Consider the following 8,070-nt stretch of genomic DNA (forward strand, 5'->3'; position numbering starts at 1 on the left):
TTGCTTGCGATAAGCTGCTGGCCATTCAGGGCCCCATTTTACGGCCCGGTCGCCCCCGATGCCCGCATTGATTCGCATCCGTATCGTTCTATTGCTGTCGGCGCTCGCCGCGCTGCCCGCCATCGGCGCCGCCGCCGCCGCGCCGACCGCCACCGCCAAGCTGCCGCCGAGCGCCGCGCCGTCCTCGCTGACGCCGATCCTGGCCGGCGAATTCGCCCTGCAGGCCGGGCAGCTGGCCGATGCCTCGCACTGGTACCTGGAAGCGGCCAACGCGGTCCCCGGCGACGCCGGCCTGGCCGAGCGCGCGACCCGCATCGCGATGCTGGCCAACGACACCGAGGCGGCGGCGAAGGCCCTGGCGCTGTGGCGCCAGCGCGCGCCCGAGTCGCTGGCGATGCGCAGCGCCGAGGCCTCGCTGGCGCTGCGCAACGGCAACCTGCGCCAGGCGCGCGGCCTGCTGGTGGCGCTGTTGCGCGACAAGGACACGCGCGGCTGGCGCTACGCGCTGGTGGCGCTGGTCGGCGGCAACCGCGATCCGGAGGTGGCGGCGAAGGTGCTGGACCAGTTGCTCGACGCCAATGCCATCCCCGACCAGCTCGAGGCCTGGCAGGAATTCGGGCGCCTGGCGCTGCGCCTGGAACAGCCCAAGCTGGCCGAGCGCATCGTCGACCAACTAGTCAAGCGCTTCCCGGAAGAGCCGCGGGTGGCCTTGCTGCACGCCACCCAGCTGCAGCAGGCGGGCAAGACCGAACAGGCCCGCGCCTTGCTGCAGGGCGTGGAGCCCAAGGCGCCGCGCGACCCTGAGCTGCGCGGCGCGCTGGCCTACGCCTACGACGCGATCGGCGACACCGCCGCGGCGGCGCGGGTGCTGGCGCTGGGCCCGCAGGACACCCAGAATTACGGCCTGCGCGCCTCGATGCTGGCCAAGCTGCAGGACAATACCGCGCTGGGCGCGCTGTACGAGGAGCTGCGCAAGGGTGCGACCAAGCCCGATTCAGAGCGGCGCCTGCTGCTCGGCAAGATCGCCGAGTTCCTCAAGCGCTACCAGGAAGCGGTGGACTGGTATCGCGGCGTGCCGGGCAGTCCGCTGCGCAGCGAGGCGCGGCTGCGCACCGCCGGGGCGCTGTACGAGCTCGGGCAGAAGGATGCCGCCTTCACCGAGGCGCGCGCGCTGCAGGACGATGCCGAGGCCGACGACGCCGCGCGCCGCGACGCCTATGTGCTGGAAGCGGAATTGCGCCAGCGCAGCGGCGACGACGCCGGCGAGCTCCAGGTGTTCGCGCGCGGCCTGGCCGCCTACCCGGACGACAACGCTCTGCTGTACGCGCGCGGCCTGGCCTGGGAGCGGCGCGACCGCATCGACCGCGCCGAGGCCGACCTGCGCAAGATCCTGGTCACCGAGCCGGAGAACGTGGCCGCGCTCAATGCGCTCGGCTACACCCTGGCCGATCGCACCCACCGCTACCGCGAGGCGCTGCAGCTGATCGACCGCGCCCGCACCGCCGATCCGGACAACGCCGCGATCATCGACAGCTACGGCTGGGTGCTGTACCGGCTGGGCAAGACCCAGGAAGCGCTGGTGCAGCTGCGCCGCGCCTGGACCCTGTTCAAGGATCCGGAGATCGCCGCGCACATCGGCCAGGTGCTGTGGGAGCAGGGTAAGAAGGACGAGGCCAACAAGTACTTCGACGAGGCGCGCAAGCTGGATCCGAAGAATCGCGCGCTGCAGCGGGCGATGGAAAAGGTCGCGCCGTGAGGCCGGTGTTGCGTGCAGGCTGGGCGCTGGCGATGCTGCTGGCGCTGGCCGGCTGTACCTCGCTGGCGCCGCGGCAGACGCCGCCGGCCGCCACGGCGCCGCTCGGCGAGGCCGCGCGCCAGGCCGAAGCGGCCCGCACCGCCTGGCTGGACGCGCATCCGCACTGGTCGTTCCAGGGCCGGGTGGCGATCACCAAGGGCCGCAACGGCGGCAGCGGGCGCATCGACTGGGCCCAGCAGCAGCGGCAATACCAGGTCGAGCTCAGCGCGCCGGTGACCCGCCAGAGCTGGCGTCTCACTGGCGACAGCCATCATGAAGCCGGTCGTCTGGAGGGGCTGGAGGGCGGCCCGCGCGAAGGCGAGGACGCCCAGCAGCTGCTGCTCGAGGCCACCGGTTGGGAGATTCCGGTCAATCTGCTGCCGGACTGGGTGCGCGGGCGGGTCGCGGTGGACGCCGAGGCGCCCGAGCAGGCCGGCTACGACGCCGACGGGCGGCTGCAGACGCTGCGGCAGATGGGCTGGGAGATCCAGTTCCAGGAGTGGTACCCGCCCAGCGACGGCCGTCCGGCGCTGCCGCGGCGCATCGAGGCGCGCAGCGGCGACGCCAAGGTGCGGCTGCTGCTCGACCAGTGGGACTTCGCCACGCCATGACCGCAGTGCGGAAGGACGGCTGGTCGGCGTGGCCGGCCCCGGCCAAGCTGAACCTGTTCCTGCAGATCACCGGCCGCCGTGCCGACGGCTACCACGCGTTGCAGACCGTGTTCCGCCTGCTCGACTGGGGCGACACGGTGCATTTGCGCGTGCGCGCCGATGGCGTGGTGGCGCGGCTCGGCGACTCGGTGGCCGGCGTCGCCGAAGCCGACGACCTGTTGGTGCGTGCTGCGCGATTGCTACAAAAAGAAGTCAAGATCTCGCAAGGTGTCGATATCAGCGTCGAAAAGCGCATTCCGGTGGGCGGCGGTTTTGGCGGCGGCTCGTCCGATGCGGCGACGGCGCTGGTCGCGCTGAACGCCTTGTGGGGCGCCGGGCTGGACGAGGATGCGCTGGCTGGGCTGGGCCTGGCCCTGGGCGCGGACGTGCCGGTGTTCGTGCGCGGCCGCGACGCCTGGGCCGAGGGAGTGGGCGAGCGGCTGACCCCGCTGCGCCTGCCGCCGGCCTGGTACGTGCTGGCCGATCCGGGGGTGCACGTGCCCACCGCGGCGCTGTTCCAGGCCCCGGATTTGACGCGGGATGCCGCGCCCGCGAAAATGGCGGACTTCGTTTCAGGTTTCCTGCTCGGCAATGCGTTCGAGCCGGTGCTGCTCCGCCGCGAACCGGCCATCCAGGCCACGTTCCAGGCGCTCGCGCAGATCGGCACGCCGCGCCTTACCGGGTCGGGGAGCGGTTGTTTCGTCGAGTTCGCCGATCGCGCTGCCGCCGTGCGCGCGCTGGCGGCCTTGCCGGATGGGATGCGCGCCTGGGTGGCTGGCGGCGTGACCCGCTCGCCGCTGCTCGACGCGCTGGAGGCATAGCAACAGTTCCATGCAGGGGCGTCGCCAAGAGGCCCAAGGCACCAGGTTTTGATCCTGGCATTCGTAGGTTCGAATCCTACCGCCCCTGCCATTTATGCGAGTCCCTCGCAAGAGCCCGCACATCCATGTGCGGGGGTTCAACGGGTGAAGCACTGCTTCGCTTGGTTTTTCCGCAAGTTTCACGCTGTTTCTTCGTTGCACGTTCTTTGCCGCCGCCGCCCGAGACACTCTCATGCAAGATCAACGCAACCTGCTGGTGTTCTCCGGCAATGCCAACAAGCCGCTTGCCAAGAGCATCTGCAAGGAACTGGGCGTGCGCCCGGGCAAGGCGATGGTGTCGCGCTTCTCCGATGGCGAAGTGCAGGTGGAGATCGAGGAGAACGTGCGCCGGCAGGAAGTGTTCGTGATCCAGCCGACCTGCGCGCCCAGCGCGGAGAACCTGATGGAGCTGCTGGTGCTGATCGACGCGCTCAAGCGCGCCAGCGCCGCCAGCGTCACCGCGGTGGTGCCGTACTTCGGCTACTCGCGGCAGGATCGGCGCATGCGCTCCTCGCGCGTGCCGATCACCGCCAAGGTCGCGGCGAAGATGTTCACCGCGGTCAATGCCGACCGCGTGCTCACCGTCGACCTGCACGCCGACCAGATCCAGGGTTTCTTCGACATCCCGGTCGACAACGTCTACGCCTCGCCGCTGCTGCTGGCCGACATCTGGCGCGCCTACGGCACCGACAACCTGATCGTGGTGTCGCCGGACGTGGGCGGCGTGGTCCGTGCCCGCGCCGTGGCCAAGCGCCTGGACGATGCCGACCTGGCGATCATCGACAAGCGCCGTCCGCGCGCCAACGTGTCCACGGTGATGAACATCATCGGCGACGTCGAAGGCAAGACCTGTGTGCTGGTCGACGACATCGTCGATACCGCCGGCACCCTGTGCGCCGCCGCGGCCGCGCTGAAGGCGCAGGGCGCGCTGAAGGTCGCCGCGTACTGCACCCATCCGGTGCTGTCCGGTCCGGCGGTCAGCAACATCAGCAATTCGCAGCTCGACGAACTGGTCGTCACCGACACCATCCCGCTGTCGGACGCCGCGCGCGGCTGCAGCAAGATCCGCCAGCTCAGCGTCGCCGAGCTGCTGGCCGAAACCATTCGCCGCATCGCCTTCGGCGAGTCGGTGAGTTCGTTGTACGTCGATTGATCTAAGGGCGGGGATTGGAGATTCGGGATTGGGGATTCGCAACGGCGCTGGCTCTGCGAATCCCCAATCCCGAATCCCCAATCCCGGCTCCACACAGACTCTTCTGGTCGCGGAAGAGTCCTCAAAACCGCCGCGAGGCGGTTCATTCAACCAAGGTAGTAAACGCAAATGGCAACCACACATGAAATCAAGGTTCAGCGCCGCGAGGTCGAGGGCAAGGGTGCGAGCCGCCGCCTCCGTCGCGACGGCCTGATCCCCGCCATCGTCTACGGTGGCGAACTGAAGCCGGTCAACATCGAGCTCAACCACAACGAAGTCTGGCTCGCCAGCCAGAACGACTGGTTCTATTCGTCGATCCTGAGCCTGAGCCTGAACGGCGACGTGCAGAAGGTGCTGCTGCGCGATATGCAGCGTCACCCGTTCAAGCAGCTGATCCTGCACATGGACTTCCAGCGCGTGAACGACAACGAAGTGCTGCACGCTTCGGTGCCGCTGCACTTCCTCAACGAGGACACCTCGCCGGCCGGCAAGTCGGCCGAAGTCGTCGTCACCCACGAGCTGAACGAGATCCAGGTCGTGTGCCTGCCGAAGGACCTGCCGGAGTTCGTCGAAGTCGACCTTTCCTCGCTGTCCGTGGGCGACGTGGTCCACCTGTCCGACCTGAAGCTGCCGGCCGGCGTCGAGCTGCCGGAGCTGAAGCTGGGCAAGGAGCACGACGTGGCGGTGGTCATCGCCAAGCACGGCCGTGTCGAAGCCGAGCCGGAAGCGACCGACGCCCCGGCGGCGGCCGAGCCGGCGAAGAAGGACGGCAAGTAATCGCCTGCGCAGCGCCCGGACCGTCCTGGTCCGGGCGTTGCGGCGATGCTGCGGCATGACTGGTCTGCGTCTGATCGTCGGTCTGGGCAATCCCGGAGCCGAACACGCGAACACCCGGCACAACGCCGGGTTTCGTTTTGTCGAACACCTGGCCGAGCGGGCCGGCGCGCGCTGGAGCGTGGACGCCAAACTGTTCGGCGAAACCGCCAAGGTCGAGGTGGCCGGGCAGGCGGTGTGGCTGTTGAAACCGGCCACCTTCATGAATCTCAGCGGCAAGGCGGTGACCGCCGCGTTGCGCTACTGGAAGATCGAACCGGCGCAGGCGCTGCTGGCGCACGACGAACTGGATCTGGCGCCGGGTACGGTGCGGCTCAAGTTCGACGGCGGCCACGGCGGGCAGAACGGGCTGCGCGACACCATCCGCCTGCTCGGGCATGCCGGCTTCCATCGGCTGCGCATCGGCATCGGCCATCCCGGGCACAAGGACAAGGTCGTCCCCTGGGTGTTGGGACGCGCGAGCAAGGACGACCAGATCCTGATCGACCGCGCCATCGACGACGCCATCGCCGTACTGCCGCTGGCGGTGCAGGGCGATTTCAACGAGGCGATGAAGCGGCTGCATACGAGCAGGGATTCGTGATTGGGGATTGGGGATTCGCGGCCGTGCGGCATGGCGAATCTCCAATCCCGAATCCCAAATCCCGGAAGTGAACCATGGGCATCAAGTGCGGCATCGTCGGCCTGCCCAACGTCGGCAAGTCGACCCTGTTCAATGCGCTGACCAAGGCGGGCATCGCGGCGGCCAATTTCCCGTTCTGCACCATCGAGCCCAACGTCGGCGTGGTGCCGGTGCCGGATCCGCGGCTGGGCGAGCTGGCCAAGATCATCAATCCGCAGAAAGTGGTGCCGACCGCGGTCGAGTTCGTCGACATCGCCGGCCTGGTCGCCGGCGCGGCCAGCGGCGAAGGCCTGGGCAACAAGTTCCTGGCGCACATCCGCGAGGTCGATGCGATCACCCACGTGGTGCGTTGCTTCGAGAACGACGACGTCATCCACGTCAACAACAAGGTCGATCCGATCTCGGACATCGAGACCATCGATACCGAGCTGGCCCTGGCCGACCTGGACAGTGTCGAGAAGGCGCTGAACCGCGCCGAGCGCAGCGCCAAGGGCGGCGACAAGGATGCGGCCGCGCGCAAGCCGGTGCTGGCCAAGCTGCAGGCCGCGCTGGCCGACGGCAAGGCCGGGCGCACTGCGGGCCTGGACGAGGAAGAGAAGGCGCTGGTGCGCGACCTGTTCCTGCTCACGCTCAAGCCGGTGATGTACATCGCCAACGTGCTCGAGGACGGGTTCGAGAACAACCCGCACCTGGACGCGGTGCGCGCGCGCGCCGCCACCGAGGGCGCCGAAGTGGTGCCGGTGTCGGCGGCGATCGAGGAAGAGCTGTCGCAGCTGGACGATGCCGACCGCGACACCTTCCTGGCCGACCTGGGCCTGGCCGAGCCGGGCTTGAACCGGGTGATCCGCGCGGCGTATTCGCTGCTCGGGCTGCAGACCTATTTCACCGCCGGCGTCAAGGAAGTGCGCGCCTGGACGGTGAAGGCCGGCTCGACCGCGCCGCAGGCCGCCGCGGTGATCCACACCGACTTCGAGAAGGGCTTCATCCGCGCCGAAACCATCGCCTACGACGACTTCATCAAGTACAAGGGCGAAGCCGGCGCGCGCGAGGCCGGGCGGCTGCGCCTGGAAGGCAAGGAATACCGCGTGCAGGAAGGCGACGTGCTGCATTTCCGCTTCAACGTCTGATCCGCGCGTGCGCGCTTGCGCCCGGTGGCGGGCGCTGTGCGGGCATCGGGCGTTTCCTGCGACATCGCGTCAAAATACTGTTGACAAGGCAGGGATGTCAGGGAAGAATAGCGGGCTGTTTCACCCCGATCTGATTTCGGCTTTGCGGCCTAATCGGGACGGGTAGATGGAGGGATACCCAAGCGGCCAACGGGGGCAGACTGTAAATCTGCTGGCTTACGCCTTCGGTGGTTCGAATCCACCTCCCTCCACCAGTTTTTTTGTTGTGGCAGTGCGACATCCCGTAGCGGGAGTAGTTCAACGGTAGAACCTCAGCCTTCCAAGCTGATGGTGCGGGTTCGATTCCCGTCTCCCGCTCCATTGAACGCGCTTGTGTCACAATAGAACTACGCTCACGTAGCTCAGTCGGTAGAGCACCTCCTTGGTAAGGAGGAGGTCGAAGGTTCGATTCCTTTCGTGAGCACCATATTCAGTCTTCAAATCTTTCTACGATCACCGAGAAGAAGCAGCCATGGCCAAGGGTAAGTTCGAGCGCACCAAGCCGCACGTCAACGTCGGCACCATCGGTCACGTCGACCACGGCAAGACCACGCTGACCGCGGCGCTGACCAAGATCGGCGCAGAGCGCTTCGGCGGCGAATTCAAGGCGTATGACGCGATCGACGCGGCGCCGGAAGAGAAGGCGCGCGGCATCACGATCTCGACCGCGCACGTCGAGTACGAATCCCCGAACCGCCACTACGCGCACGTCGATTGCCCGGGCCACGCGGACTACGTCAAGAACATGATCACCGGTGCGGCGCAGATGGACGGCGCGATCCTGGTGTGCTCGGCCGCTGACGGCCCGATGCCGCAGACCCGCGAGCACATCCTGCTGTCGCGCCAGGTCGGCGTGCCGCACATCGTGGTGTTCCTGAACAAGGCCGACATGGTCGACGACGCCGAGCTGCTCGAGCTGGTCGAGATGGAAGTGCGCGAGCTGCTGAGCAA

The 8,070-nt window shown here is 67.9% G+C and carries 8 protein-coding genes and 4 tRNA genes; all 12 read left to right on the plus strand.

What is annotated here, in order from left to right:
• The first annotated feature begins 58 nt into the window (after positions 1-58).
• On the plus strand, positions 59-1,756 hold the full coding sequence (locus tag VDQ83_RS17630) for a tetratricopeptide repeat protein (RefSeq protein WP_455435888.1): 1,698 nt from the start codon (positions 59-61) through the stop codon (positions 1,754-1,756).
• A 32-nt stretch (positions 1,757-1,788) separates the two neighbouring features.
• Positions 1,789-2,406, plus strand: coding sequence for a lipoprotein insertase outer membrane protein LolB (gene lolB / locus VDQ83_RS17635; protein WP_309922098.1), 618 nt, complete (start codon positions 1,789-1,791; stop codon positions 2,404-2,406).
• A complete protein-coding gene (gene ispE, locus VDQ83_RS17640) occupies positions 2,403-3,266 on the plus strand; it encodes a 4-(cytidine 5'-diphospho)-2-C-methyl-D-erythritol kinase (protein WP_455435889.1) in 864 nt (287 codons plus the stop codon). Before lolB ends, ispE begins: the two co-directional genes overlap by 4 nt.
• 14 nt (positions 3,267-3,280) lie before the next feature.
• Positions 3,281-3,357, plus strand: a tRNA-Gln gene (locus VDQ83_RS17645).
• 141 nt (positions 3,358-3,498) lie between these two features.
• A complete protein-coding gene (locus tag VDQ83_RS17650) occupies positions 3,499-4,458 on the plus strand; it encodes a ribose-phosphate diphosphokinase (RefSeq protein WP_179568115.1) in 960 nt (319 codons plus the stop codon).
• Between the two features lie 168 nt (positions 4,459-4,626).
• Positions 4,627-5,274, plus strand: coding sequence for a 50S ribosomal protein L25/general stress protein Ctc (locus VDQ83_RS17655; protein WP_455435890.1), 648 nt, complete (start codon positions 4,627-4,629; stop codon positions 5,272-5,274).
• Between the two features lie 55 nt (positions 5,275-5,329).
• Positions 5,330-5,914 carry an aminoacyl-tRNA hydrolase gene (gene pth / locus VDQ83_RS17660; RefSeq protein WP_455435891.1) on the plus strand — a complete coding sequence of 195 codons (585 nt, stop codon included), beginning with the start codon at positions 5,330-5,332 and terminating at the stop codon, positions 5,912-5,914.
• A 74-nt stretch (positions 5,915-5,988) separates the two neighbouring features.
• On the plus strand, positions 5,989-7,080 hold the full coding sequence (gene ychF, locus VDQ83_RS17665) for a redox-regulated ATPase YchF (protein WP_263397402.1): 1,092 nt from the start codon (positions 5,989-5,991) through the stop codon (positions 7,078-7,080).
• Positions 7,081-7,248: 168 nt separating this feature from the next.
• Positions 7,249-7,334, plus strand: a tRNA-Tyr gene (locus VDQ83_RS17670).
• Between the two features lie 32 nt (positions 7,335-7,366).
• Positions 7,367-7,440 (plus strand) — tRNA-Gly (locus VDQ83_RS17675).
• A 30-nt stretch (positions 7,441-7,470) separates the two neighbouring features.
• Positions 7,471-7,546, plus strand: a tRNA-Thr gene (locus VDQ83_RS17680).
• A gap of 45 nt (positions 7,547-7,591) precedes the next feature.
• The coding region (locus tag VDQ83_RS17685; RefSeq protein ID WP_455435892.1) for a GTP-binding protein at positions 7,592-8,070 on the plus strand (479 nt) is incomplete at its 3' end.

It is taken from the genome of Xanthomonas sp. WHRI 7945 (assembly GCF_035026585.1).